The following is a 24841-nucleotide window of genomic DNA, read 5'->3' on the forward strand; positions in this document are numbered from 1 at the left end:
CAAATCGGTTCGGCTGCGGAATTTCCCTTTTCGAAACCCGCTTGCCTGGCGGGTGGAATCGGTCAAGCTAAGGCCTTCTCCGAACAGGGATCGTCCGATGCTCCGCCCGCTTCTCGCCGTCTTCCTGCTTGCCTCGACCGCGCCACTCGCCGCCGCGGCGCCGACCGCCCCCGCGCGCACCCTGACCGGCGCCGACCTGTTCGCGCTCGAGGTCGCCGCCGATCCGCAGATCAGCCCCGATGGCCGCTGGATCGCCTATGTCCGCCGTTCGGGCGACATCATGACCGATCGGATGCGCGCGTCGATCTGGCTGATCGATACGAAGACCGGTGTTCAGACCCCGCTGGTCACCGGCGCTGGATCGCATGGCAGCCCGCGCTGGTCGCCCGATGGCCGGCGGCTGGCCTATGTGTCGAGCAGCGAGGGTTCGGCCCAGCTGTTCGTGCGCTGGATGGATGGCGGCGCGAGCGCCCGGATCACCGGCCTGCCCGATGCGCCGGGCGCGCTCGCCTGGTCGCCCGACGGCACCCGTATCGCTTTTGTCGCCAAGGTTCCCGACGACGGGGTCAAGCTCGGGTCGGCGCCCGCCAAGCCCGAAGGCGCCAAATGGGCGCCGCCGCTCGAGATCATCGACAAGGTCACCTACCGTGCCGACGATGCCGGCTATCTCAAGCCCGGTTTCGGCCATGTCTTCGTCGTCTCGGCCGATGGCGGCGCGCCGCGCCAGCTGAGCTTCGGGGCCTATGAAGATGACGGCCCGCTCGCCTGGAGCCGCGACGGCCGCTCGATCATCTTCAGTGCGAACCGCAATGCCGATTGGGAGCGCAACCCCAACAACAGCGATCTGTTCGCGGTCGATCTCGCCGGCGGGACGCTGCGCCGGCTCACCGACCGCGCCGGTCCCGACGAGGCACCCGCGGTCTCGCCCGACGGCCGCCAGATCGCGTTCGTCGGCTATGACGACCGCTTCCTCGGCTATCAGGGCAATATCCTCTATGTGATGGATATCGCCGGCGGGAAACCGCGCGCGCTCACCGCCGGTTTCGATCGCTCGCTCGGCCGCCCGGTCTGGGCGAAGGACGGCAAGGCGATCTATGTCCAATATGACGACAAGGCAGCGACCAAGGTCGCCCGCGTCGCGCTCGACGGCCAGTTGCGCGACGTCGCCGAGGGGCTGGTCCAGTCCGAACTAGACCGTCCCTATACCGGCGGCGCCTTTTCGGTGTCGGACGGCGGCGCGGTGGCGTTCGTCAGCGGTAGCGCGCAGCGCCCCGCCGACGTCTCTATCGCCGCCGGCGGCGCCAGCCGCCGGCTGACCCGGCTCAACGAGGAACTGCTCGGGTCGAAGGCGCTCGGCGCGCTGCGCAAACTGCCGGTCACCGCGCCCGACAAGCGCCCGATCGACGCCTGGCTGGTCACCCCGCCCGATTTTGACCTGGCGAAGAAATATCCGCTGATCCTCGAGATCCATGGCGGGCCGTTCTCCGCCTACGGCCCGTCCTTTTCGACCGACGTCCAGCTCTATGCCGCCGCGGGCTATGCGGTGCTCTACACCAACCCGCGCGGATCGACCTCCTATGGTGCCGAGTTCGCCAATCTGATCCACCATAAATATCCGGGCGAGGATTATGACGACCTGATGGCCGCGGTCGATGCGGCAATCGCCGACGGCCATGTCGATCCCGCCAATCTGTTCGTCACCGGCGGTTCGGGCGGCGGTCTGCTCACCGCGTGGATCGTCGGCAAGACCGACCGCTTCAAGGCGGCGGCGACCCAGAAGCCGGTGATCAACTGGACCAGCGAGGCGCTGACGATGGACATGACCCCGTTCACGTCGAAATATTGGTTCGCCAAATATCCGTGGGAGGACCAAGCGGATTACTGGTCGCGCTCGCCGCTGTCGCTGGTCGGCAACGTCAAGACCCCGACCCTGGTCGTCGTCGGCAGCGAGGATTATCGCACCCCCGACAGCGAGTCCGAGCAATATTATGCCGCGCTTCAGCTGCGCGGGGTGCCGACCGCGCTGGTCAAGGTGCCCGAGGCGTCGCACCACTGGCTCGCCGGCCGGCCGTCGCAATCGGCGGCGAAGGCCTCGGCGATCATCGCCTGGTTCGATCGTTACCGGTTGGGGGCGAAGTAGGTCCAGGACCCAGACCCGACCACAGCCGTTCGTGTCGAGCGTAGTCGAGACACCGTTCTCGACGTTGCGCCTTGTGTCTCGACTACGCTCGACACGAACGGTGGCGGGTGAGGTGGCCGCGGGTGAGGTTCGAAGGGGCTGAGGGCAGAAGGCGCGGCAATCGATTTGGGCCAAGTCACGGAAATTCGGCCTTTCGCCCGAACCGTGAACATGGTTAGACGCTTGGCCGAAGAGGCAGGGGAGCGCGCGCATGATCCTATGGACCCTCGTGGCCGGCGCGATCATCGGCTGGTGCCTCGCCGATTTCGAACAGTTCGGGCTGGTCGCCGGCGCGGTCGTCGGTGCGGCGATGGGGGCGTGGCTGCGCGCGGCGGTGCGCAGCGCGAACGACGAACGGATCGCGCAGCTCGAAGCGGTCATCGCCCAATATCGTGGCGCGGCGGTCGATCCGCCGGCACGATCCGCCGCGGTTGTCGTCCCGCAGCGCGCCGACCAGCCGATATCCGAGCCGGTCGCTCCGGTGCCGCCGGTCGCGGAGGCGCGGCCGCCCCGGGTGGCGCGGGCCGAGCCGGTGGCGATGGCGGTCCGCCCGGCCGAGCCAAGCGCGTCGGGTTTCGCGCTGCTCGAGCGCTCGTCCTATGATCAGCACACGCCGTTCGACGATGTCCTGGCCAAGGCGAAGGACTGGCTGCTCGGCGGCAACAGTATCGTCCGGCTGGGATTGCTGATCCTGTTCGTCGGCCTGTCCTTCCTCGCGCGCTGGGCGGCGGGGGCGGGGCTGTTCCCGATCGAGGTGCGGCTGGCGCTGGTCGCGGCGGCGGGGATCGCGCTGCTCGGGGTCGGCTTCGTCCGCCGCGAGGCCAGGCCGGCCTTCGCGCTGGCGCTGCAGGGCGGGGGCGTCGCGGTGCTCTACCTGACCGCTTATGCCGCGGGGCCGCTGTTCGGGGTGCTGCCGGCGATGGCGGTGTTCGGGGTGATGATCGCGGTCTGCGCGCTCGGCTGCGCGCTGGCGCTGCTCCAGAACGCGCAGGGCATGGCCGCGGTCGCCTTCGCCGGCGGTTTCGCGGTACCGCTGCTGGTCGGCAAGGCCAGCCCCGATCCGACCGCGCTGTTCGCTTATTATACGTTGCTCAATCTCGCGGTGCTGACGATCGCGTGGCGCCGGTCGTGGCGGGCGATCAACCTGATCGGTTTCGCCGCGACCTTCGGGGTCGGCGCCGCCTGGGGCGGCATGCGCTATGACCCGACTTATTATGGCGTGTGCCAAGCCTATCTGATCGTCTCGGTGCTGATCTATGTGCTGGCGGCGATCCTCCATGCCGACAACACGCCGAACCGCTTCGGCAAGACCGTCGACAGCAGCCTGTTGTTCGGATCGGCGCTTGCGGGTTTCGGGCTGCAGGTCGGGCTGGTCGGGCGATGGGACTATGGCGCGGCGCTGTCGGCGCTCGGCTTCGCGGCCTTCTACATCCTCGTCGCGGCATTGCTGATCCGCCGCGACCGGACCGGCTTCCGGCTGATGACCGAGGCGATGCTGGCGATCGGGGTCGGTTTCGTCACTCTCGCGGTGCCGCTCGCCTTCGACATGCGCTGGACATCGTCGACCTGGGCGCTCGAGGGCGCCGGCGCATTCTGGGTCGGCATGCGCCAGGCGCGCTGGCTGCCGCGGCTGTTCGGCCTGTTGCTGCAGCCGGTCGCCGCCCTGCTGCTGATCGGGACATTGGCCGACAATGTCGCGCGCTGGCCGTTCGCCAATGCGATGTTCCTCGGGGCGATGCTGGTGGCGCTGCCCGGGTTCGCGATCGCGTGGTGGCTGCGCGCCGCGCCGTTGCCGCACAGCGGCTCGGCGCTCGCGCGGGGCTATGCCGAGGCCGAGGCGGCGCTGGGCAGGGCCGCTTATCTCTATGCCTTCCTGTTCTGGTGCCTCGCCTGGATCGCCGAGATCTGCCGCGCGGTCCCGTCGCTCGACGCGAGCATCGGTCCGGTCGCGGTGTTCGGCACCGGCGATCGCCAGTTGCTGGCGATGGTCGCCTTGCTCGCGAGCGCCTGGCTGTCGGCGGGCATCGCGCGGCGGTTCGCATGGAGCGTCGCGCGCTGGCCGGGGCACGCGACGCTGGCGGTGCTCGTCGCCACACTGATCGGGCAGGTCGCGATCGGCGAGCGGCTGCTCTACACGCCGGGGTGGATCGTCTGGCCGCTCGCGCTGGTCGCGCATTACCGGCTGCTCTTCATCAACGACCGGTCGGGCGACGCCGTCGCGGGCAGCCCGCTCAGAATAATTTCGCGGTCGATCCATGTCGGCAGCGTCTGGCTGCTCGCCGCCCTGTTCGCCGATTGCCTATATTATTGGATCGATATCGGCCGGTTGTGGAACAGCAGCTGGTCGGGCGTAGCGACGCTCGCCAGCTTGGTCGTGGCACTGCTCGCGCTGACCCTGTGGGCGGGCCGTGCGGCGCGGCCTGCGCAGCGGGCGGCGCTCGGCTGGCCGCTGAACATTCACGCCAAAGGCTATTATTGGCAGGCCGCGCTCCCCTTTGCCGGCGCGCTCTTCCTGGGGGCGTTCGTGACCACGATGATCGCCGAAGGGCGTGCCGATCCGCTGCCCTATCTGCCGCTGGTCAATCCGGTCGACCTGGTGGTGGCGCTCGCTGCGGCGGCGCTGCTGCTGTGGGGGCGGATGATCGCCTCGGCCGATCCCCGGCCGCGCGGCAGCGACTGGATCGCGCATCCGCGGGCGATATTGGCGCTCGCGGGGCTCGGCTTCGTTCATCTCAACATGATGTGGCTGCGGTTCGCGCATCATCTGATCGGGGTACCATGGGATATCGAGGCGCTGCTCGGCAATTATGCCGTCGAGGCGGGACTTGCGATCATGTGGACGCTGCTCGCGCTCGGGCTGATGCTGATCGCCCGGCGCCGGGCCAGCCGCCCGGCCTGGCTGGCGGGCGCGGTGCTGCTCGGGGCGGTGGTGCTCAAGCTGTTCTTCGTCGACCTGTCCAACGCCAGCGGCGGCGAGCGCATCGTCACCTTCATCGTCGTCGGCGTGCTGATGCTGGTGGTCGGCTATTTCGCGCCGCTGCCGCCCGCGCAGCCCGCCGAGGGCGAACGGGAGGCGCTGGCATGAACAGACGTGCGTCGCTGCTGGCGTTGGCGCTGCTGGTTCTCGGCGACCATGGCGCCGGAGACGCGGCAAGGCCGGCCGAGCCTAAGGATTTCGCGATCCGGCTGCCGGTGACCCCGGCGCCGGGCGAAAAGCTGCAGCGGATCGTGCTGCCGGCGGCGCTGCTCGCCGCGATCGCGCGCGCCGACCGCGGCGATGTCCGGCTGTTCGATCGCAGCGGACGGGCGTTGCCGCTGGCGGTGGTGGCGTCGCCGGCCGCCGTCGGCGAACGGCGCGAGACGCGGCTCCCCGCCTTCCCGATCATGGGGACGCCCGGCGCGCTCAGGCTATCGGGGGTCACCCTCGACCTCGACGATCTCGACCATGCCCGGGTGGTGAGGGTCGAAGGCGCGGTCGCTGGCGAGGGGCGCGACGTCGTTCCGCTCGGCGCCTTCATCGACAGCCGTGCGATCGCCGATCCGGTCGAGGGGATCCGGCTCGATGCCGAACTGCCGGCGCGCCAGCCGATCCGCTTCACCGTCGCGATCGGCGACGACCTCCAGCATTGGCGGCCGCTCGCCGAGAAGACGATCTATCGCGAGGCGGGGCGTGCCGAGGCGCTGGGCTCGGAGACAATCGCGCTCGACCGGGCCGATCTGCACGGCGCCTATCTTCGGATCACCTGGAGCGCGGGGTCGAAGCTGCTCGGACCGGTCGAGATCCGCGCCGCGACCCTGATCGTCCGCCATGGCGACGGGCACGACGGGCGACCCGCGATCGCGACCAGCCCGCCGACGCTGACCGACGATCATCATGTCGAGTTCGCGCTGTCCCACCCGATCGCGATCGCCGCGCTCGCGCTCGATCCCGCGCGCGACGACCTGATCGTGCCGGTGCGGATCCAGGCGCGCGACAATGACGAGGCACCGTGGATCGAAATCGGCACGGGCACGGTGCGGCGCGGACCGGGCAACCGGCCGATCGCGCTGTCGGGCGGCGCGTTCAGCCAATATCGCATCGTCGCCGATCCGCGCTCCGACGGTTTCTCGGCCGCGCCGGCACTCCGGCTGACGCTGACCCCGCTCGACCTGGTCGCGCAGTTCGGCGACGGTGGGCCGTTCACGCTGGCGGCCGGGGCGGCGGAAGCCGGCAACCGCTATCTCGACATCGGCGACCTCATGCCCGGCTGGCGAGCCGGGGCCGAACATGCGCTGCCGGTGGCGTCGGTGACCGAACCCGCGGCGCCTTTGCTGGTGCTGGCGGCCTCCAAGGGAGGGGGAATCCCGCTGCGGACCTATGCGCTGTGGGGGCTGCTGGTCGGCGGCACCCTGCTGCTGGCGGCGATGGTCTATGTCCTGTGGCGCAAGTCGGACCCGACCGAGGAGGAATAAGCCGGCGGCGCCGATGTGTCCCTTGCCGATGGACCAGGTCTGCGATCGTCGATATCAGCGCTGCGGGACATCCCGGACGAGCCGGCGGATCCGGTCGGCGACCAGCCCGACCGCGGGGTCGCGGTCGCGGCGGCGATGCCAGGCCATGTGCAGGGTGAAACCGGGAATCGGCAGCGGCGGCGCGAAGCCGGCCAGCCCGGCCGCCGTGCGGTCGCCGAGGCACAGGCTCGGCAGCATCGCGATCATGTCGGTTTCGCGGAGCAGGTCAGGGACCAGCATGAAGCTCGGCACCACCAGCGCGATCCGCCGTTCGCGGTCGATCCCCGCCAGCGCCTCGTCGAGCGGGCCATGGGTCGATCCGTCGGACGAGATCAATATGTGTGGCCAGGCGAGCCAGCGATCGAGATCGAAATCGGCGGCGGCCGGATGATCGGCGCGCATCGCCACGCGATAATGTTCGTCGACCAGCGCCTCGACATGGAAATCGCGCGGATCGACCGGCGGCAGCACCGACACGATCAGGTCGATGCCGCCTTTCGCGGCGCGGGCGACCGCCTCGCGCCCGCCGCGCCACGCATGCAGCACCAGGTCGATGCCGGGGGCGACGGCGCCGATCGCCTCGACCAGCGGGCGGGCGAGCAGCGCGCCGAGGATGTCGGCCATCATGACATGGACGGTCTGGCGGATGTCGGCGAGGGCGGGCGGGGCGACCGAGACCAGCGCTTCGACCCCGGCGAGGATGTGCCGAAGCGGTTCGCGCAGCGCTTCGGCCCGCGGCGTCAGCCGCATCGCCCGATCGGCGCGTTCGAGCAGCGGATCGCCGAACAGCTGCCGGCAGCGTTCGAGCGCGCTCGACGTCGCCGGCTGCGACAGGCCGAGCCGGTTGGCGGCGCGCGAGACATGGCGCTCGTCGATCAGCGCGTCGAGGATCACGAGCAGGTTGAGATCGATGCCGCGCAAATTCATCAGATGGATATTATGGTATATATATTATCGATTGGAAGGATGATGGGATGCGCGCCTAGGCCGGTCGGCGAAGGAGACCGACCATGTCCACATCGATCCTGCTGTTCCATCCCGAGCCTGCCCGTTCGCAGGCCAATCGCGCGCTCGCCATGGCGGCCAGCGCGCTCGCCGATGTCGAGATCGTCGACATGGCGGCACTCTATCCGTCGGTCGACAGCATCGATGCCGATGTCGAGGTCGCGCGGCTGGTCGCCGCCGACCGGCTGATCCTGCAATTTCCGGTACAATGGTATTCGACCCCGCCGCTGCTCAAGGCATGGCAGGATCTGGTGCTCACGCGGATGTTCTATATCCGTCCGCAGGAAGGCGAATCGATCCGCGACCTGCCGCTGATGGTCGCCGCGACCGCGGGCAACGACCGATCGGCTTACACGCCCGACGGCGCCAACCTCTTTGCGCTCGAGGCGCTGCTGCGGCCGTTGCAGGCGACCGCCTATCGTTGCGGGCTGCGCTGGGCGGACCCGTTCCTGCTGTTTCGTGCGAACAAATCCTCGCCCGAGGAACTCGCCGCGGCGGGGCGCGCCTATGCGACGCGTATCAGCGCGTGGCGGGCCGGCGACACCGGTCGGCCGGGGTGGCGATGACCGCGGCGCCCGGCGGCGCGGTCAGGGCCGATCGAATGCGTCGAAGCTGCGGCGGCAGATCGCCGGGACATCGGCCGCGGCGACCGCCGCCGAGAACAGGAAGCCCTGGCCATAGCGGCAGCCGAGCCGCTGCAGCCGGCGCGCCTGCGATACCGTCTCGACGCCTTCGGCAACGACATCGAGATCGAGGCTGCGGCCGAGATTGACGACCGCCTCGACGATCGGTGCGGCGTCGCCATCGTCGCGCGCATCGGCGAGGAAGCTGCCGTCGATCTTGATAACGTCGACCGGGAACTGCTTGAGATGGCTGAGCGACGCATAGCCGGTGCCGAAATCGTCGAGCGCGATCCGCACCCCGGCATCGGCGAGCCGACGCAATGCCTTGCCGACCGAGTCCGCCGACCGGCCGAGGATCACCGGCTCGGTGATCTCGATCTGGAGCCGCTCGGCCGGCACCTGGGCACGGCGCAGCGCCTCGATCACCTGTTCGGCGAAGTCGGGGCGGCGGAAGTCGGCCGCCGAGGCGTTGATCGCGACATGGCCGAAATCGACCCCGGCGGCGATCCAGGCCGAAATGTCGGCGAGACTGCGGTCGAGCATCCGGTCGGTGATCGAGGTCGCGACCTCATGATCCTCGAACGCGGCGGCGAGCGCGCCGGGCAGGCGCAGGCGGCCGGTGCGGTCGGTCCAGCGCATCAGTGCCTCGAAGCCCGCGATCCTGCCCGACACCAGGTCGATCTTCGGCTGGTAATGCGGCGCGACCCGGTTGGCGGCGATCGCATCGCGGGCGATCGCGATCATCGACACGCGCTGCTGCAGGTCGGCGCGCATCTGCGGGCGGAACAGCAGCAATCCGCCGCGGCCGGCGGTCTTCGACGAATAGAGCGCCATATCGGCATATTTGAGCAGTTCGGTCGGCTCGGCGGTGTCGTGGGGATAGAGGCTGGCGCCCATGCTCGAGCGGCAGTCGAGCGTCTGGCCGGCATAGACGAAAGGCTCGCGCAGCCGGGCCAGCGCCCGCTGGCCGATCGCCGCCAGTTCGGCCTCGCCCTCGACCCCGCGCAGGATGATCGCGAATTCGTCGCCGCCGAGCCGCGCGGCGGTGTCGCCGGGGCGGATCGATTCCTGAAGCCGCTGGCCGATCGTCTGGAGGATCGCGTTGCCGGCGTCATGGCCGAGCGTGTCGTTGATCTGCTTGAGCCGGTCGAGGTCGACCGCGATCAGCCCGACCGCCTCGCCCGAGACCAAAGCTTCTTCGACCGCCTCGGCGAGCCGGGTCTCGAACAGGCGGCGGTTGGGCAGCAGGGTCAGCGCGTCATGGGTCGCGCTCCACTGGACTTGGTCCTCGGTCTGCTTCTGATGGGTGATGTCGCGGGCGATGCTGAGCAGCCGGATCGGCGCGCTGCCGCCCGCGAGCACCGGCGACACCACCACGTCCCACCATTTGATCGTGCCCTTGGCGGTGGCGCGCGCGGCCGAGAAGCGGGCGCTGCCGCCGGCGAGCGCGGTCCGCAGCGCCTCGGTCGCTTCGACCTGCGCGGTTTCGGGCCACAGGCTCAGCCAGTCGCGGCCGATGAAGCAGGCATTGCCGTCGAGTTCCATCGCCCGGCGGCTCGCGTCGTTCTCGAACAATATCCGGCCGTCGGCGCCGAGCAGCTTGATGCTGTCGGTGCTGGCCTCGACGATGCTGCGGTTGAACGCCTCGCTGCCTTCGAGGCTGATCTCGGCCTGCTTGCGCGCGGTGACGTCGATATTGATGCCGAGCATCCGCACCGGCTGGCCGGCCTCGTCATAATGGACCCGGCCGAGCCCGTTGACCCAGCGCATGTCGCCGTCCGGCTGCGGTACGCGGAAGGTGAAGTCGTAGAGCCCGCCGGTGCGCACCGCCTCGTCGACCGCCGCCCAGGCGCGGGGCCCGTCCTCGGGATGCACGAGCGCCGACCAGCTGTCCTTGCCGGGCAGCACCGGATCGGCGTCGGCGGCGAGGCCGTGCAGCAACAGGCTCTGTTCGGACAGATGGGCGGCACCGCCGATGAAATCGAGCTCGAACTCGCCGATGCCGGCGGCCTGGTGGGCGCTGCGCAGCCGATATTCGCCTTCGCGCAGCGCGAGTTCGGCGGTGACCTGTTCGTGGATATCCTCGACCAGCCCGTACCAGCGGACGATCTCGCCGCGATCGTTGCGGCAGGCGTCGGCGCGGACGCGGAACCATGTGTGGCGGCCGTCGCGCTGACGCAGCCGGTAGCGCAGGTCGACATGCGCGCCGGTCCGCAGCGAATACGCCCAGGCGGTCAGGGTCGGGTCGACATCGTCGGGATGGAGCGATCCGATCCAGCCCTGGCCGAGCGCTTCCTCGCAGCTGGTGCCGACCAGTTCGGGCCAGCGCGGCCCGACTTCGAGGATATTGCCTTCGGCGTCGGACATCCACGGGATCTGTGGGCTGAGCGCGACCGCGTTGCGATAATGTTGCTGGCTGGCCTGGAGCGCGCCTTCGGCCTCCTTGCGCTCGGTGATGTCGAGCAGCACGCCACGCACCGCGACGACGATACGATCGTGGAGGATCGGCCGGATCTTGGCCCAGCAATGGCGAATGCCGCCGTCAGGCCGGACGATCCGGAATTCGCGGCCGACCGGTAGACCGGTGCGGGCGGTGCCGTAGAGATGCTGGCGCATCGCCGCGCGGTCGTCGGCATGGAGGCAGTCGAAAGTGCGGTCGAGGGTGGGGACGAAATCGGCGGGGTTGCGGCCGGCGATCCGGAACACCTCGGACGACCAGCTGAAATCCTGGCTGCCGACGATCCAGCGCCAGACCCCGAGCTGGGCGATCTCGCAGGCATCCTCGAGGTCGGCGCGGGTGAGGGCGAGTTCGGACAGGTCGAGCGGCATCGCCGGATCGGCGGGGTCGGCCCGGCCGCGCATCGCCGCGGCCTGGTTCAGTTCGGCGGCGACCGAAATCCAGTCGACCGGGCGGGCAGCGTCCGCGGGGACCCCGACGTCGCGACGGCGACGATCGGTCTTCGGTATTCTGCCACCATAGGCTTCCAACGCAACGTCACCCGATCATTCGCCAACCGTGCGTGATTATCGATCACAGAAGGTTAAGATTTCTTCATCGATTGGACGGGGCAAGCCGATCGGGGAGGTCGATAGTCCGAAGACCGTTAGACTTTTGGCTTAAGCGGCAACCGCTACAGGCATGGCGGGCCGCCGCGCGAACAGGCGGTCGGCGAGTTCGCCGTAGAAGCGGTAGATGGCGGCGAGATCCCGGGCGGACGCCGGCGGGTTATGCCCGCGCGCCAGCCGGCGGCGCACGTCGCGGATCGCATCGAGCCGGGCTTCGTCGCCGGCGTCGAGCGGCAGCAGGGCGCGGACCGCGCCGAGCTTGGCGGCGACGCTGCGCCGGCGGCGGACCGTCGCGGTCTGGGCCGGGTCGAGCCCTGCGGAACCCGCAATCTCGTTGAGCAGGATCGCGGTCAGCCGGTCGAGTTCGCGCAGCCGGTTCATCAGCACCCGCGCGCGCAGCCGGGCATCGTCGCGCAGCACCGCGTCGGCGCGTCCGCTGACCCGGCCCAGCAACATGCTGCCCCGCATCAGCGCCAGATAGGCCTGTTCGATCCTGCAGGGGGGGCGGATGCCGGCCGGCACGATGCCATGCCGGGTCGCCACGCGCTCAGTCGGGGTCATTGGCCCCGATGAACGGACCGGACGCCAGATCGGATTCCTCGTCGCTGTCGAGCTGGCGATCGATCTCTTCGGCGAGCAGGTCGAGCTGTTCGAAGGTGGCGACGATCTCGTGGTTCGCGCCGTCCTGGGTGCCGATGCGGACGATATAGTCGTCGCCGGTGCGGACGATGGTGAAGGATGTGAGCTGGGCAGGCATGAGGCTCTCCTGGAGCGGGGGCAATGGCTTGGGGAACCGTCGGCATCGGCCCCGGCGATATCGGGGGCCATATATCGGGACGACCCTGAAGAGGGTCGCGGTCCCGGCTGAAATTCCATCGGACGTAAGCGGGAGCGCGCTGGTCTCTCAGCCGCCGGCGCTTACGGACGCGTACCGGCGATGCGCTGCCCATAGCATTGCCGGGCCGAAAACCCCGCATGGATTTCGACGGCGACAGTCGGGCGCCATACTGCTAGGCTGGCGCCGCTAATTTCGGCAGGCACGATCGCGTCGTGCAGGAGCCTTCCCCCAATGTCCCGAGCCATCAACGTCGACGCCACCGTGGCGCATGTCACCGATATGTGCGCCAAGCACAGCGCGCCGATCAGCGTGATCGAGCCGCTGCTGTCGGGCGGCACCCGCGTCGTCCTGCTCAACGCGCACGATACCGCGGTCGTCACCCGCGCTTATGGCGCCAAGGTCATGAGCGGGCCGGTGACGCGGATCCCGTCGCGCCTGCGCAACGGTTAAACAACTGGAAAAGCGGTAGTCTTGTGCCGGGCACCTTGGTGGTGACCCGGCTGGAGGCCGTTATGCAAACCATGACCTCGGGCCGTCGTTTCAGTCTGCCGGAACATCCTCGCGCCTGATCAGGCTGCGCAGTTCGGCGTTGCGGATATAATGATCGTCGCCGGTGACGATCGCGAACCGCCACAGATCCTCGCTGTCCTGCGCCTGGATATGGCGCACGAGGGTGGCGACCGATCCGGCCATCATCTCGGGCGGGACGCTGCGCGCGCCGTGCCAGCTGCGGCCATGATCGGCGGTGCGCATCAGCCGCGCCGGTGCCGCCCAGAAATCCGCGGTCATCACATCGTCCTGGGTCATGTCGCTCGGGGCCATCCGCATCTCCTCTGGTCGAGGGGCGTATCCGAGGAGCCGCCTTTGCGCCTCTACGTATCCCTGCAGCGCCGATCCTAGCACATCGTGGTTTCGATCAGGGATCTTTTGTGATCCCGAAGATGCTCACGCATCCGGGATCAATTTTGCTCGAGCGCCGCACGGGCTGAATCAACTATAAAAGATTCTCGACGGCTGATGCGGCAATCTCGTTGGTCGCGCGGGGGCGCCCGGGCCTAGCTCTGGAGGCCCCGCCTCCCCGGAGGCCAAAGCGAGGATCCGTCATGGCCACAGCCGCCACCCGTTCGCCGCTCGACGCGCCGCCCACCGGACGCCTGCAGGTCGAACAGCTCACCCCCGTGATCGGCGCCGAGATCGGCGGCATCGACCTGGCCCAGCCGCTCGATCGCGCGCTGCGCGACGAACTCTACGCGCTGCTGCTGCGCCACAAGGTGCTGTTCTTCCGCGATCAGGATATCGGCCGCGACCAGCAGCTCGATTTCGCCGCCAATTTCGGCGAACTTTATGCGCATCCGAGCGGCGGGCTGCAGAGCCATCGCATCATCCAGCCGATCGCGGCCGAGGCCGCGCGCGAATATGCCGATCGTGGCAATCACTGGCATACCGACACGAGCTGGCGGCTGAACCCGGTGCTCGGTGCGGTGCTGCGTGCCGAGCATATTCCCGACGTCGGCGGCGACACGATCTGGGCGAACGGTGCCGCGATCCTGCGCGGGCTGCCCGACGATCTGCGCGCGGCGATCGACACGCTCTATGTCGTCCACGATTTCCAGAGTTCGCTCGCCAAGGCCGGCGAAATCTATCCGCTGGTCTCGCACCCGGTGATCCGCACCCATCCCGAAACCGGCGAGGACATTTTCTGGATCAATTTCAGCCTCAAGCCGCGCTTCGTCGATCTCGACCGCGCCGAGAGCGACGCGCTGCTCGCCCGGCTTTACGACGAGGTCAAGAAGCCCGAGCACAGCGTGCGCTTCCGCTGGCGCAAGGGATCGGTCGCCTTCTGGGACAACCGCGCCGGCCTTCATTATGCGGTCAAGGATTATGGCGATTTTCCGCGGGTCATGCACCGGGTGCTGATCGCCAGCGACGACATCCCGCACCGCGTCCGCTGAACCCACAAGCAAGGATAGAGACATGACCGAGAGCCTTACCGCGGCGTTCGAGGCGCTGCACGCCGAACGCGAACGCAGCTGGGAACCCGCCAAGCTGGCGAAGAATGTCGAGCAGCGCCGCGCGCTGGTCGCCGCCTTCGATCCGGCGGCGGTGGTCGCCGAGGGCGATATCGTCGAGCCGTTCACGCTCGACTTGTCGACAGGTGCTAGCGTCACCCTCGACCAATTGACCGCCGACGGGCCGGTCGCCTTGATCTTCTTCCGTTTCGCCGGCTGCCCGGCGTGCAACATCGCGCTGCCTCATTATGATCGGACCCTTGCGCCGGCGCTGCGCGCCGCCGGGGTGAGGCTGGTCGCGGTCAGCCCGCATCTGCCCGAAAAGGGGCTCGATGCGATCCGCGAGCGCCACGGCCTGTCGTTCGAGGTCGCCTCCGATCGCGGCAACGCGCTCGGCCGCCGCTTCGGGCTGACCTTCGAGCCGGTCGATGCCGGCCCGGCGCCGAAGGAGGGCGACTGGATCGGTTCGCTCACCGGCACCGGGAGCTGGGAACTGCCGCAGCCGGCGGTGATCCTGATCGACCGCGACCGGACTGTCCGCTTCGCCGACATCAGCCCCGACTGGCTGAAGCGGACCGAGTCGCCGGCGATCCTCGCCGCGCTCGACCGCACCTCCACGGCCGCCGACGCGGTCGCGGCCTGACCGATCCGAAACGCCACGAAATGCCTGAAAACAGGCGTTTCGTGGTGCGGGCGAATTGAGCAAGACGCCGCGCCCGCGCCGAACCCGCAGCTGGAAACATCTGTCGGAAAAAAGAAATATTCAGACATATATATTCATGATTTCGTCATGAACCGGTAGCCGATCTGTCGCATCCCAAGGCGCAGAGCCCCACCCGCCGAGCCAAATCGGAAAAAAGGGTGGATATATGAAGAAACTGTCGTTGAGCGCGTTGCTGCTCGGAATTTCGCCGCTCGCGATCATGGGCCATCCGGTCCAGGCCGCCGAAGCCGATGCCGCGGCCGACATCGCCGAAGGGTCCGAGATCATCGTCACGGCCACCAAGGCGAACGAGATCGCGCCGGTGACCACCGCGCTGACGACCACCCAGCCGCAGGCGATCATATCGCGATCCTTCATCGAGGATTCGCTGCCCGCGACCACCGATTTCAACGGCATCGCGCTGATCTCGCCGAGCGTCTCCAACTATGGCGGGTCGAACGGATCGGGGCTGAGCGAGTCCAAGGCGCAGATCCGCGGCTTCCAGGACGGCGAATATAATATCACCTATGACGGGGTGCCGTTCGGCGACACCAACGACCCGACCCATCATTCGAACACCTTCTTCCCGTCGAATACGATCGAGACGCTGATCGTCGATCGCGGTCCGGGCAATGCCAGCCAGCTCGGCCAGGCGACCTTCGGCGGCAACATCAACATGTTCTCGCGCGAGACCCGCGAAGATGCGAGCGCCGAGCTCAAGGGCACTTATGGCAGCTTCAACACCTATCTGCTGCGCGGGCTCGTGCAGAGCGGCGCGGTCGCGGCGCTGGGCGGCAGCGAGTTCCTGCTGAGCGCGCAGCACACCAAGTCCGACGGCGAGCGCAGTTTCAGCCCGTTCAGGGCGAACAACATCTTCGGCAAGGCGATGATCCCGATCGGGCCCGACGCCAAGCTGACTCTGCTCGCGACCTATAACGAGAACAGCTTCAACCAGCCCGACAAGGATGGTGCGACGCTGGCGCAGGTCGCGCAGTTCGGCAAGAATTTCAGCCTGAACGACGATCCGACCAGCCAGACCTATTATGGCTATAACCACACCCACAAGACGACCGATTTCGAGATCGTCAAGTTCGAGGCCAACCTGTCGCCGACCGCGACCTTCGAGAACCGCGCCTATACCTACAGCTATGACAATGAGACGCTCAGCGGGACCGACGTGACGCTGTTCGGTACCGCCGACGCCGCGACGATCGCCGCCGCCAACAAGGTCCGGCTGTCGGCGACCCCACTGTTCGCGCCGACCGGGGCCACCGTCACCGGGGTGTCGGGCTATACCAAGACCAACAAATATCGGGTCTATGGCGACATCGCCAAGACCAGGCTCGATTTCGGCTTCGGCACGCTGACCGCGGGCGCCTGGTTCGAGCATTCGCACACCTATCGCCAGCAGCGCGACGTCGACCTGGTCACCGGCCAGCCCAACTATGTCGAAAAGGCGGTGACCAACCCGACCACCGGCGCGAAGACCCCGGCCGACATCAAGTTCGACCAGCATTCGCAGATCAACCACACCGAGGAGTTCGCCGAGCTCGAATTGCGGCCGATCGAGGGGCTGAAGATCACCCCCGGCGTCAAGCATGTCGATTTCAACCGCAAGATCGACGCCGACTACAACCAGACCACGCGCTACGCGCAGGTGCTGAGCAACAGCTATTCGGCGACGCTGCCGTTCGCGACGGTCAACTATGCCGCGACCGACCGGCTTTCGGTCTATGGCCAATATGCGCGCGGTTTCCTGATGCCGCCGCTCAGCGTGCTCTATGTCGCCAACCCGACGCTCTCGACGGTCGCGCCCGAGCGGTCGACCAACTATCAGACCGGCGCGGTCTTTCATGGCAGCCATTTGAGCCTCGACGTCGACGGCTATTATATCAAGTTCAAGAACAAGTTCGCGTCGTTCGCCTCGACGGTGCCCGGCGAGGGCACGATCTTCATCAACCAGGGCGCGGTGACCTACAAGGGCGTCGAAGGCCAGGCGACCTATGCGTTCGACAATGGGCTGGCGGTGTTCGCCAACGCCTCGCGCAACTACGCCAAGACCGACAATCCCGGCGCGGCGCACACCCAGGTCGCCAATGCCCCGTTCATGACCGCCGCCGCCGGTGTGCTGTTCAAGAGCGGTCCGGTCCGGCTGTCGGTGATCGACAAGTTCACCGGCGCCCAATATGCGGTCGACGGCGAACTGCCGGCCTATCGCCTGAAGGGCTACAACCTCACCAATCTCACCGGCAGCTATGATTTCGGCATCGCCCGGGTCGGTCTGGCGGTGTCGAACCTGTTCGACTCGCGGCGGGTGACCAATATCAGCCAGGGCAAGACGACCCCGTTCGATCAATATTTCTACCAGTCGGGCCGGTCGATAACCGGCGACGTCACGGTGAAGTTCTGATGCGCCGCGCCCTGCTGCTCTGCGTCGCCGCGGTCGCATTGGTCGCGGCGAAGGGGCCGACGGTGGCGCCGCCGTTGCCCGCCGACGCGATCGACCCGGCACTGATCTTGCCGTCCCCGCCCGCCGAGGGCAGCAAGGTCGCCGTCGGCGAACTGGCGGTGCTCCACGCGATCGAGGCGCAGCGGACGCCAGCGGAGTTCGACGCGGCCGACGCCGACGACAAGACCAAGGATGTGTCGATCTTCAATGCGGCGGTCGGCCTGGGTGTCGATCTGCGGGCGATGCCGCAGACCGCGGCGCTGTTCGCGCTGGTCCGCGCCGAGGAGAAGCGCGATGCCGATCGCGCCAAGGCGCTGTTCCAGCGCAAGCGCCCGTGGATCGTCGATCCGTCGGTCAAGGCCTGCACGACCGACGACGATCCGCTGTCGTCCTATCCGAGCGGGCACACGACGATGGGCTTTTCGATGGGCGCGATCCTCGCCCGGCTGGTGCCGTCGCGGGCGCCGGCGATCATGGCGCGCGCCGCCGGCTATGGCCGCAGCCGGCTGACCTGCGAGATGCATTTTCCGAGCGATGTCGCCGCGGGCCAAGTGCTCGGCATGATCGTCGCCGAGCGGCTGATGGCCGATGCCGCGTTCCGGCGGCAGTTCGATGCCGCGCAGGCCGAACTCGGGCCGATCAGTTCGCGTCCCGCGCCCTGATCGCCTGCAGCACCCCGAGCAGGGTCGTGCGGGTCGTCATATCGAGATCGCCGAAGAAGCGATCCTCCTCGACCTGCGCGACCCGCGCGATCCTGGCGTGGAGCGCGCGGCCCTTGTCGGTGAGGTGGAGCGCATGGCTGCGGCCGTCGGCGACCGCGCGCGATATCAGCCCGGCATCGACCATCGCCCCGATCACCGGCACCATGTTGGTGCGCTGGATGCCGAGCGAGCGGCTGATCTCGGCCTGGTTGCAGCCGGGATTGGCCTCGACCAGCCGGATGATGATCGCCTCCATCGGCCGCAGCCCGAGCGCCTCGAACTGCTCGTTCAACGCGGTGAAGGTCACCAGCGACGCCCGGCGCAGCTGATAGCCGATCATGTCGTCGAGCGGATCGCGCAGTTCAGGCTGTTTCGGGTCGGTCGCCATGGCCATCCTCTATCGACATCGTCTGTTGCCAACAATTGGTAAGTTGCCTACCAATCATGGCTGGAACCGACGGCGATACGCCGCGGACAGGAGAGGATCGGCCAGCATGCGCAACAGCATCTTTTTCGGATCGGCGATCGGCGCCGCAGCCCTGTGCCTGGCGGTGGCGGCGCCGCCCGCGGCCGCCGCGACACCCGCTGCGATCGCCGCGGTGCCGGGCAAGCCGGTACTGCTGCTCGGGGCGTTCGACCTCACGCCGCTCGGCTATCAGACCGAGGAATATTTCCTGTCGGGAACCGCGACCTCCTATCGTCTGCCCGGCGCCGCGCCCGCCGATGGCCGCTGGAACGCGACCGCCGCGGCGACCGCACCGTTCGCCACCCGGGTGGTGGTGGTGCGGCCGACCGATCCCGCGAAGTTCAACGGTACGGTGCTGGTCGAGTGGCTCAACGTCACCGCGGGACAGGATGCGCCGGCCGACTGGATGGTCGCGCATCGCGAGATGCTGCGCAAAGGCTATGCCTATGTCGCGGTGTCGGCGCAGAAGATGGGGGTCGAGGGCGGCGACGCGATCATGTCGGCGGGCGGGGTGCCGCTCAAGAAGGCCGATCCGAAGCGCTACGGTACGCTGGCGCATCCGGGCGATGCCTATTCGTTCGACATCTTCTCGCAGGTCGGCGCGGCGCTGAAGGGGCCGAAGGCCGGCGGGCTGATCGGGCCGCTGGTGCCCAAAAGGGTGATCGCGATCGGCGAATCGCAGTCGGCGGCGTTCCTGACCACCTATGTCAACGCGGTCGACCGGCTGGCAAAGGTCTATGACGGCTTCATGATCCATTCGCGTTTCGGCAGCAGCGCGGCGATCGACGGCACCCGGATGATGGGTGGCGAGGGGATCGTTCCTGCGCATGTCCGCTTCCGACCCGACTTGCGCGTACCGCTGCTGACGGTGATCACCGAGACCGACCTGCTCGGCGCGCGGCTGCCCGGCTATCATGCGTCGCGCCAGCCCGACAGCGACAAGCTGCGGGTGTGGGAGATCGCCGGCACCTCGCACGCCGACAATTATCTGTTCATGGGCGCATTCGGCGATTCGGGGACGCGCCCCGCCGCACAGCTCGCCAAGGTGTTCGTGCCGAGCACCAACGCGCCGGGCGGCAAGCTCGACAAGCCCGGCAATCCGGGGATGCCGCACCATTATATCACCGAGGCGGCGCTCGCCGCGGTCGACAAATGGGTGCGCAGCGGCAGGCCGCCGGCGTCGACTCCGAAGCTCGATCTCGCGACCGGCGGCAAGGAGGGCGAGACCGCGACGCTGGCGCTCGACGCCAACGGCCTCGCCAAGGGCGGGATCCGGTCGCCCTGGGTCGACGTGCCGACGATCCGGCTGACCGGCGGCGGCAATGGCGGATCGTTCGTGGCGATGCTGGTCGGCACCGGCGAGCCGTTCGACAAGGCGACGCTGGCGCGGCTTTATCCGGGCGGCAAGACCGACTATCTGGCGAAGTTCGAAAAGGCGCTCGATGCGACGATCGCGGCGGGCCACCTGCTCGCCGAGGACCGCCAGGAGATATTGGAGATCGCGGCGATCAACTTCGACGCGGCATCTTAGGCAAGAGCGTGATCGGGGCCGCCCGCGCGCGGCCCCGACCAACAGCGTTACGCGCGGCTGCGCGGCAGGCCGAGGCGTCGTTCGGCGACCATCGAGCGCAGCACCTCGCTGGTGCCGCCATAGATCGTCGTCGCGGTCGAGTGGCGATAGCCCTTTTCGACGAGGCCGAGCCCCTGCTGGCCGCGCAGCAGCGAGCGTGGGGCGGCGAGGTCGAGCAGGTCGGCCGAGCGCTTGATGAACTCCTCGGTCGAGAAGACCTTCGCGGCGGGGCCGTAGGCGAGATCGGGCTGGCCGGCGAGCTTGGCGCCGAGCACCCGGCCCGACAGTGTCTCGGCGATGCGCGCGCTGGCATGGACCTCGGCGAGGCGGGCGAGGACGTCGGGATTCTCGATCGCCGGCTTGCCGTCGCGCTGCTCCTCGCGCGCCCAGTCGGCGACCGAGTGCGCCATCTCGCGCATCAGGATATGATAATAGCCGCCGCTCTGTTCCATGCTGAGCGCTGCCGCGAGCACCTTGGCGCCGCCATTGATCTCGCCCATCCGATAGCGGTCCTCGACGCGGACATCCTGGTAGAAGGTCGCGTTGGTGCGCTCGTCCATGAAGGTGTGGACCGGGTGGATCTCGATCCCGGGCTTGTCGAGCGGCACCAGGAACACGGTGATGCCCTTGTGCTTGGGGGCGTCGGGATCGGTGCGGGTGATCAGGATGACATAGCTGGCGAGTTCGGCACCCGAGGTGAACATCTTCTGGCCGTTGATGATCCAGTCGTCGCCGTCGCGGACCGCGCGGGTCTTGGCGGCGAACACGTCCGAACCGCCCGACGGCTCGGTATAGCCGAGGCAGGCGCTGATCTCGCCGCGGCCCATGCGCAGCAGCACCTCATCCTGCAGCTCGGGGGTGCCGGTCTTCTGGACGACATGGCCGATCATCGCGGTGGTGCTGCGCGGGAGACCCGCATAGCCGACCTCCTGCCAGACGGTCAGGCTGGCGCGGGTCGCGTCCGCATCGGCATCGCGGCCGCCCCATTTCGCCGGCCAGTCGGGATAGAGCAGGCCGGCGGCGCCGAGCGCGCGGTGAACCTCCCAGTCGTGCGATTCGAAATTATGGTCGACGAGGTTGTGCTTGGTCGGATCGAGGATCTTCGCGAACAGCGCGCGGGTCTCGTCGGCGAGCTCCTGGCCGCCTTCGGGCGGGTCGAAATCGATGTCGACCACGCCGGGATCGGGCAGGGCCGCGGTCTCGCCGAGCAGCAGCCGGCGGCCGGCGCGGATCAGTTCGACCTTCGGATCGCCCAGCACCAGCGCCCACGCCTTGGCGCGGCGATGGTAGAGCTGGATGTCATATTCGTTCGACAGGCCATAGCCGCCGAAGGTGTGGAGCGCATGCGCGACGCTGCGGGTCGCGGTGCGGCTGGCCCACCAGAACAGCATCGACACCGTCGCCGCAGCCTCGTCATGGCCGGTGGCGATCGCGCGCAGCGTCCACCACAGCAGCATCGCGCCGCCATCGGCGTCGATCACATCGTCGGCGAGCGGGTGGGCGATGCCCTGGTTGGCACCGATCGGCTGGCCGAAGGCGATGCGCTCGCTGGCATAAGCGGCGGCCATCTGCAGCGCTTCGCGCGACAGGCCGACCAGCGCTGCCGACGTCAGCAGCTTCCATTCCTCGATCCCGGCGGCCCAGATCTTCGCCGCATCGGCATTGCCCGACAGGACGATGCGTTCGCCCTGACCGGGGGTGAACAGGCCGATCGCCGCACCGCCGAGGGTCGAAGGAGCGTCGAGCGGCGCGCCCGGGATTTCGATCGCGACCTCGCTGCCGTCGAAGGTGAGCACCGCACCGGCAACCGCGCCGCCGGGGACGAGCTGGAGCTTGCCAGGCGCGGCATCGTGGAGCGCGAGGGTGATCAGGGTGCCGCCGCGGACCTTCTCGATCCATTCGCGCGCGGCGTCGCCGCCGATCTCGCCGAGGATGCGGACCGCGACGATCGCTTCGGCGAGCGGCGCAGAGGCGAGCCGGCGGCCGGCCTGCTCCATCATCAGGCAGGTGTCGAACAGGCTCATCTCGCCGCCGCCGGCATTGGCCGAGAGGCGCATCAGCGGCGCTTCGAGCCCGAGCAACTCATCCCAGAGCGCCTGGTCGAAACCCACCGGCTCGGCCGCGCGAATCCGTACCGAGGTCGATTCGGCGGCGAAGAACCGCTCGAACATTTCCTGCACGGGCTGGCTGTCGTCCGGCAATGCGAGTTTCATGCGAAGGCTCCTCTGGGCATCCTGGCTATGGGGCCGTCGTCGCGCGGTTGCCCCGCACTGCAGGCCCTGTTGCCGTCGGTCTGTCGGATGCGCCGGGGGCGATCAAGATCAATATCCCGGGCGGCAGGCGCCGGCGCCAATCATCGCGGCGACGATCAGGCTGGGGCAAATCGTGGTATGGTAAGGGGAAATGGACACGCCCTGGAACCCTCCCGCTTTCGCGGGAGCATGGCCTTGCCAGCGGTTCCAGGGTGTCCAAGGGACAGGGTGGTGCGGTCGAGAAGACTCGAACTTCCACAGCCTTTCGGCTACAACGACCTCAACGTTGCGCGTCTACCAATTCCGCCACGACCGCACACCGAGTAGGATCCCGGGTGCCCGGGATGCTGGTAGGCGGGTGCCACTAGCAAAGGGTTCGGGTGGGCGCAATGGCATAATCGCGTCTATGTGACTCAATAAAGAAACATCGGCATTCCGCGCACATTCATCAGCTTGGCGCGATAGGTGGCGGGATCGTAGAGCGCACCGACGTCGACCGACTTGGTCGCCTCGAGCAGCGTATCGATCGGCACATCGGTATATTTGCCGTCGCGCAGCGCCAGCATCCGCCCGGTCTGCTTCGCCGCGATCATCTGGATCGCCAGCCCGCCAAAGGCGAAGCCGACCATCCGGTCGAGCGCGTCGGGATCGCCCGCGCGCATCAGATAGGCGAGCTGCTGGACGATCGTGCCCTGGCCGGTGCGCTTCTCGATCAGCCGGGCGAGCCGCGGGCCGACCGCCTCGATCTGGCGCTGGGTGTTCGACAGCGCGCGCTCGGTGCTCCCATGCGTGTCGGCCTCATGATCCTCGCCGATGATCGACGCGCCCTCGGAGATGACGCACATCGAATAGCGCGCGGGCCGGCTCATGCGGTCGGCGGCGAGCAGCGGCAGCAATATGTCGGGATCGACCGGGACCTCGGAGATCACGGTGCGGTCGACCTGACCGAGAAAGCCGCTGAGCAGCGCGGTCTCGCCCGAGCGCCGGCCGAACAGCTCGATCACGGCGATCCGCTCATGGCTTTCGGCGGTGGTCCTCAGCGCGTTGATCGCATCGACCGAGCGGGTAATCGCGGTCGAGAAGCCGATGCAGTAATCGGTCCCGAACACGTCGTTGTCCATCGTCTTGGGGATCGAGATCACCGGAAAGCCAAGCGACGACAGATGCGCCGAGAAACGCAGCGTGCCGTCGCCGCCCAGCGTGATCAGCGCGTCGATGCCGAGCCTGGCGAGCACCGCCAGCACATGCGGGGTCCGGTCGCCGCCCTTTACCGTGCGCGGATCGGTGCGCGAGGTGTGGAGCATCGTGCCGCCGACCCGGTCGATTCCGCGAACCGCCTCGCGATCGAGCGGGATCGTCTGCGCGGCGATGCTGTCGAGGTCGTCGGGATCGATCTCGAGGAAGCCCTGCCAGCCGCGCCTGAACCCGGTCATCGCCCAGCCGCGATCGAGCGCCGACAGCGCGATCGACCGGATGCACGGGTTGAGTCCGGGCACGTCGCCGCCGCCGGTCAGGATTCCGATCCGCATATAGGCTCCCTCCGCTTTGCCTCCGGTCGCAGGCGTAACGGCCGGGAGGAGATTTAGCTGCCGGTCGGGCCGATGAAGCTCAGATGGAGATTCTTGGCGCCGCGCGGAATATCGACCGCGGCGCTATCGAAATCGGCGGCGCCGCCGGGCGGAAGCTGGGCGACCGGGCGGGTGATCGTCCAGCTGTAGACGGTGCGGCCCTGGACGTCGCGCAGCTCGGCGCGGATGTCGCGGACGGTCTGGGTGCTGGCGGTCGGATTGACGATCCGTCCCGCGACCGCGAGCAGTTCGTTGCCGCTCGCGGTTTCGCGCCGGTCGGGCTTGCGGGTCATTTCGATCCGCAGCATCACCGGCGCCGGGTTGAGGCCCAGCTTCTGGGCGAGCGTGTCGGGTCCGATCGCGATCACCGCGCCGATCGCGGCGATCAGCACCAGCGCGACGATCGCCGCGGCGATCGTCAGCAGCTTGCCGACATTGCGGCGCCGCGGCCGGATGGCCACCGGCGGCAGCGCCGGCGCCACGAAGTCGGGCGCGTCATAATGGGCGACGACCTGCTCTTCGGCCAGGGTCGGGGGAGATGCCGGCGACGGCGCAGGTGTGGCCGTCGTGGCAGCTGTGGGCGGCACGGGCTGCGCGGCGGGCGCCGGCGCAGGCTCGCGCAGATCGAGTTCGGGGGGCTCCTGGAACCAGCTGTGCCGGCAATTGGCGCAGCGAACCTGTCGACCGGTAGGGCCGACCGCCGTGTCGGGGACGAGATAGCGCGTATTGCAGGACGGGCAGGAAAGTATCATTGGACCCAGACATTATTGGCGCGGCCGCGCATGACATCACTAACCATGGCCACCATGCCCCTGCAACCCCGCGCAGGTGTATCGGTTCCGTAACGTTGCAACGATAGGCATTTTCATGACGACCGCACCGGATCCGGCGGCCGGCACCGGCCCGCCATCGCGGAATCTT

Annotated in this window: 19 protein-coding genes and 1 tRNA gene; 10 read left to right on the forward strand and 10 right to left on the reverse strand. The window is 68.2% G+C overall.

Features of this window, described 5'->3' with window-relative positions:
• Nucleotides 1–97: 97 nt before the first annotated feature.
• From AC1RM6_RS08070 to AC1RM6_RS08080, 3 genes are all read left to right on the forward strand, one after another.
• Nucleotides 98–2140, forward strand: a complete 2043-nt coding sequence (locus tag AC1RM6_RS08070) for a S9 family peptidase (protein ID WP_493099928.1) — start codon at nt 98–100, stop codon at nt 2138–2140.
• Between the two features lie 250 nt (nt 2141–2390).
• Nucleotides 2391–5264, forward strand: a complete 2874-nt coding sequence (locus AC1RM6_RS08075; protein ID WP_493099929.1) for a DUF2339 domain-containing protein — start codon at nt 2391–2393, stop codon at nt 5262–5264.
• Entirely contained in the window at nt 5261–6631 is a 1371-nt protein-coding gene (locus AC1RM6_RS08080; protein ID WP_493099931.1) for a DUF3999 family protein, read from the forward strand. The genes AC1RM6_RS08075 and AC1RM6_RS08080 overlap by 4 nt, the downstream gene beginning before the upstream one ends.
• A 54-nt stretch (nt 6632–6685) precedes the next feature.
• Here AC1RM6_RS08080 and AC1RM6_RS08085 read toward each other — a convergent pair whose 3' ends face one another.
• Nucleotides 6686–7597 carry a LysR family transcriptional regulator gene (locus AC1RM6_RS08085; RefSeq protein ID WP_493099933.1) on the reverse strand — a complete coding sequence of 304 codons (912 nt, stop codon included), beginning with the start codon at nt 7595–7597 and terminating at the stop codon, nt 6686–6688.
• 83 nt (nt 7598–7680) lie between these two features.
• Between AC1RM6_RS08085 and AC1RM6_RS08090 the strand changes: the two genes are divergently transcribed.
• Nucleotides 7681–8241: an NAD(P)H-dependent oxidoreductase gene (locus AC1RM6_RS08090; protein ID WP_493099935.1), complete on the forward strand. Its 561-nt coding sequence runs from the start codon at nt 7681–7683 to the stop codon at nt 8239–8241.
• Between the two features lie 21 nt (nt 8242–8262).
• Here AC1RM6_RS08090 and AC1RM6_RS08095 read toward each other — a convergent pair whose 3' ends face one another.
• The 3 genes from AC1RM6_RS08095 to AC1RM6_RS08105 form a co-directional block, all read right to left on the reverse strand.
• Nucleotides 8263–11286 (reverse strand): EAL domain-containing protein, encoded by a 3024-nt coding sequence (locus AC1RM6_RS08095; protein ID WP_493099937.1) that lies wholly within the window; start codon nt 11284–11286, stop codon nt 8263–8265.
• A 129-nt stretch (nt 11287–11415) separates the two neighbouring features.
• Nucleotides 11416–11907, reverse strand: coding sequence for a hypothetical protein (locus AC1RM6_RS08100; protein WP_493099939.1), 492 nt, complete (start codon nt 11905–11907; stop codon nt 11416–11418).
• 4 nt (nt 11908–11911) lie between these two features.
• Nucleotides 11912–12121 carry a hypothetical protein gene (locus AC1RM6_RS08105; RefSeq protein WP_493099940.1) on the reverse strand — a complete coding sequence of 70 codons (210 nt, stop codon included), beginning with the start codon at nt 12119–12121 and terminating at the stop codon, nt 11912–11914.
• A gap of 312 nt (nt 12122–12433) precedes the next feature.
• Here AC1RM6_RS08105 and AC1RM6_RS08110 point away from each other — a divergent pair, with 312 nt between their 5' ends.
• Complete coding sequence (locus AC1RM6_RS08110) at nt 12434–12652, forward strand: hypothetical protein (RefSeq protein WP_493099942.1); 219 nt, start codon at nt 12434–12436, stop codon at nt 12650–12652.
• 90 nt (nt 12653–12742) lie between these two features.
• Here AC1RM6_RS08110 and AC1RM6_RS08115 read toward each other — a convergent pair whose 3' ends face one another.
• A complete protein-coding gene (locus AC1RM6_RS08115; protein WP_493099943.1) occupies nt 12743–13024 on the reverse strand; it encodes a hypothetical protein in 282 nt (93 codons plus the stop codon).
• A gap of 281 nt (nt 13025–13305) precedes the next feature.
• Between AC1RM6_RS08115 and AC1RM6_RS08120 the strand changes: the two genes are divergently transcribed.
• The 4 genes from AC1RM6_RS08120 to AC1RM6_RS08135 all read left to right on the forward strand — a co-directional run bounded on the left by AC1RM6_RS08120 (nt 13306) and on the right by AC1RM6_RS08135 (nt 18025).
• The gene (locus tag AC1RM6_RS08120) at nt 13306–14154 is read left to right on the forward strand and encodes a TauD/TfdA dioxygenase family protein (protein WP_493099945.1); all 849 of its coding nucleotides are present in this window, start codon (nt 13306–13308) and stop codon (nt 14152–14154) included.
• Nucleotides 14155–14176: 22 nt separating this feature from the next.
• Nucleotides 14177–14854, forward strand: coding sequence for a peroxiredoxin-like family protein (locus AC1RM6_RS08125; protein WP_493099947.1), 678 nt, complete (start codon nt 14177–14179; stop codon nt 14852–14854).
• A gap of 226 nt (nt 14855–15080) precedes the next feature.
• Complete coding sequence (locus AC1RM6_RS08130; RefSeq protein WP_493099949.1) at nt 15081–17324, forward strand: TonB-dependent receptor; 2244 nt, start codon at nt 15081–15083, stop codon at nt 17322–17324.
• On the forward strand, nt 17324–18025 hold the full coding sequence (locus AC1RM6_RS08135; protein WP_493099951.1) for a phosphatase PAP2 family protein: 702 nt from the start codon (nt 17324–17326) through the stop codon (nt 18023–18025). The genes AC1RM6_RS08130 and AC1RM6_RS08135 overlap by 1 nt, the downstream gene beginning before the upstream one ends.
• Here the strand turns inward: AC1RM6_RS08135 and AC1RM6_RS08140 are convergent.
• Complete coding sequence (locus AC1RM6_RS08140) at nt 18003–18452, reverse strand: MarR family winged helix-turn-helix transcriptional regulator (protein ID WP_493099953.1); 450 nt, start codon at nt 18450–18452, stop codon at nt 18003–18005. The two genes, AC1RM6_RS08135 and AC1RM6_RS08140, sit on opposite strands and share 23 nt — an antisense overlap.
• A gap of 106 nt (nt 18453–18558) precedes the next feature.
• Here AC1RM6_RS08140 and AC1RM6_RS08145 point away from each other — a divergent pair, with 106 nt between their 5' ends.
• Complete coding sequence (locus AC1RM6_RS08145; RefSeq protein ID WP_493099955.1) at nt 18559–20061, forward strand: alpha/beta hydrolase domain-containing protein; 1503 nt, start codon at nt 18559–18561, stop codon at nt 20059–20061.
• Nucleotides 20062–20108: 47 nt separating this feature from the next.
• Here the strand turns inward: AC1RM6_RS08145 and AC1RM6_RS08150 are convergent, their stop codons facing one another.
• The 4 genes from AC1RM6_RS08150 to AC1RM6_RS08165 form a co-directional block, all read right to left on the reverse strand.
• On the reverse strand, nt 20109–22313 hold the full coding sequence (locus tag AC1RM6_RS08150) for an acyl-CoA dehydrogenase family protein (RefSeq protein ID WP_493099957.1): 2205 nt from the start codon (nt 22311–22313) through the stop codon (nt 20109–20111).
• Between the two features lie 268 nt (nt 22314–22581).
• A tRNA-Leu gene (locus AC1RM6_RS08155) sits at nt 22582–22668 on the reverse strand.
• 97 nt (nt 22669–22765) lie between these two features.
• A complete protein-coding gene (locus tag AC1RM6_RS08160) occupies nt 22766–23881 on the reverse strand; it encodes a 6-phosphofructokinase (protein WP_493099959.1) in 1116 nt (371 codons plus the stop codon).
• 53 nt (nt 23882–23934) lie between these two features.
• Nucleotides 23935–24672: a zinc-ribbon domain-containing protein gene (locus tag AC1RM6_RS08165; RefSeq protein ID WP_493099961.1), complete on the reverse strand. Its 738-nt coding sequence runs from the start codon at nt 24670–24672 to the stop codon at nt 23935–23937.
• Nucleotides 24673–24841 lie beyond the last annotated feature (169 nt).

This window comes from Rhizorhabdus sp. GW822-FHT03C02, assembly GCF_058801765.1.

Bases quoted from the DNA above. Each gene is read 5' to 3' on its own strand.
- AC1RM6_RS08105 (WP_493099940.1), bottom strand. From the start codon at position 12,121: ATGCCTGCCCAGCTCACATCCTTCACCATCGTCCGCACCGGCGACGAC.
- AC1RM6_RS08130 (WP_493099949.1), top strand. From the start codon at position 15,081: ATGAAGAAACTGTCGTTGAGCGCGTTGCTGCTCGGAATTTCGCCGCTC.
- AC1RM6_RS08150 (WP_493099957.1), bottom strand. From the start codon at position 22,313: ATGAAACTCGCATTGCCGGACGACAGCCAGCCCGTGCAGGAAATGTTC.
- AC1RM6_RS08115 (WP_493099943.1), bottom strand. From the start codon at position 13,024: ATGGCCCCGAGCGACATGACCCAGGACGATGTGATGACCGCGGATTTC.
- AC1RM6_RS08090 (WP_493099935.1), top strand. From the start codon at position 7,681: ATGTCCACATCGATCCTGCTGTTCCATCCCGAGCCTGCCCGTTCGCAG.
- AC1RM6_RS08080 (WP_493099931.1), top strand. From the start codon at position 5,261: ATGAACAGACGTGCGTCGCTGCTGGCGTTGGCGCTGCTGGTTCTCGGC.
- AC1RM6_RS08165 (WP_493099961.1), bottom strand. From the start codon at position 24,672: ATGATACTTTCCTGCCCGTCCTGCAATACGCGCTATCTCGTCCCCGAC.
- AC1RM6_RS08075 (WP_493099929.1), top strand. From the start codon at position 2,391: ATGATCCTATGGACCCTCGTGGCCGGCGCGATCATCGGCTGGTGCCTC.
- AC1RM6_RS08160 (WP_493099959.1), bottom strand. From the start codon at position 23,881: ATGCGGATCGGAATCCTGACCGGCGGCGGCGACGTGCCCGGACTCAAC.
- AC1RM6_RS08140 (WP_493099953.1), bottom strand. From the start codon at position 18,452: ATGGCGACCGACCCGAAACAGCCTGAACTGCGCGATCCGCTCGACGAC.
- AC1RM6_RS08110 (WP_493099942.1), top strand. From the start codon at position 12,434: ATGTCCCGAGCCATCAACGTCGACGCCACCGTGGCGCATGTCACCGAT.
- AC1RM6_RS08135 (WP_493099951.1), top strand. From the start codon at position 17,324: ATGCGCCGCGCCCTGCTGCTCTGCGTCGCCGCGGTCGCATTGGTCGCG.
- AC1RM6_RS08070 (WP_493099928.1), top strand. From the start codon at position 98: ATGCTCCGCCCGCTTCTCGCCGTCTTCCTGCTTGCCTCGACCGCGCCA.
- AC1RM6_RS08125 (WP_493099947.1), top strand. From the start codon at position 14,177: ATGACCGAGAGCCTTACCGCGGCGTTCGAGGCGCTGCACGCCGAACGC.
- AC1RM6_RS08120 (WP_493099945.1), top strand. From the start codon at position 13,306: ATGGCCACAGCCGCCACCCGTTCGCCGCTCGACGCGCCGCCCACCGGA.
- AC1RM6_RS08085 (WP_493099933.1), bottom strand. From the start codon at position 7,597: ATGAATTTGCGCGGCATCGATCTCAACCTGCTCGTGATCCTCGACGCG.
- AC1RM6_RS08145 (WP_493099955.1), top strand. From the start codon at position 18,559: ATGCGCAACAGCATCTTTTTCGGATCGGCGATCGGCGCCGCAGCCCTG.